Origin of the sequence: Haloferax profundi, assembly GCF_001469865.1 — an archaeon.
Lineage (GTDB): Archaea > Halobacteriota > Halobacteria > Halobacteriales > Haloferacaceae > Haloferax > Haloferax profundi.
On sequence record NZ_LOPV01000556.1, the window covers coordinates 1 to 990 of the forward strand.

Consider the following 990-nt stretch of genomic DNA (forward strand, 5'->3'; position numbering starts at 1 on the left):
AGGTGGACGTCGTGCGACTGGACTCGGATGCAGGTACCTGCCTCGCTGTCGGCGAGGTCGGCAGTGAGTGCGTATCGACCCGGTTCGGTTATCGTGGTACACGAATCAATCTCCCGGGGGTGCTGAGCGTCAGTCACGGTTCCATCGAAGACCAGCCAAAGACCGCCAACAGCGACGCTGAGGATAGCGATGAGGGCAAACACTTTCCAGTATCCAGCGGTGACCGGCATCACTCGAAATTCGTCGACATTACCCATAGATGTACGCCGCAGATTGCCCCCACACTCAGCAGGAACATCCACCCACTTTGGTCAACCAACCTTCATATTGGTGTAAGCCGATTGTACACAGTATGGTGGAGGGAACTGAGTCGACGGTGCGTACAGTCGCGCGAAAATACGGAATCGAACTCGACGACACTGGAGTCACAGCATTTCAAAACGCAGTAACTCAACAAGCAGCACAGTACGAAAACTTCCCACCGACGACGCCGTCGGGGGAATCTCCGACGAGCATCACGGAGGGAGACGACCCGTACAATGCGTTCCGTTACCAGTTCGAGTTCGGTGGCGGAAGCGGCCGTCTCGCTGGACTCGACGTCGCAGTCAAGGAGAACACGGTCGTCTCGGGTGTCCCGACGACGTGTGGGTCACCCGGGTTCGAGTACGAACCACCCTACAACGCCACAATCGTCGAGCGACTGAGAGATGCTGGGGCATCACTGGTTGGAACGACCAACATGGACGAATTCGCTTTCTTCACAACGGGTGAAACGTGTGCCCACGGTCGAATCGAGAATCCAGTGGCAGAGGGGTGTGTTCCAGGTGGTTCTTCGAGTGGTAGCGGTGCGGCCGTCGCCGCAGGCATAGTCGACGCTGCACTCGGGACCGACACTGGTGGCTCTATTCGGATTCCCGCGTCGTTCTGTGGGGTCGTCGGTGTCAAACCGACACACCAGACCGTCTCTCGGTTCGGTGTCGTCGACCTCTC

1 protein-coding gene and 1 pseudogene are annotated in these 990 nt (G+C 58.1%); one reads left to right on the plus strand and one right to left on the minus strand.

The genetic code is table 11. The annotated features are described in order from the left end of the window. A pseudogene (locus tag AUR66_RS16730) lies at window positions 1-230 on the minus strand (hypothetical protein); the annotation flags it as partial. 122 nt (window positions 231-352) lie between these two features. Between AUR66_RS16730 and AUR66_RS16735 the strand changes: the two are divergent. Next, window positions 353-990, plus strand: a 638-nt coding sequence (locus AUR66_RS16735) for an amidase family protein (RefSeq protein WP_269432621.1), incomplete at its 3' end; no start/stop codon positions are given.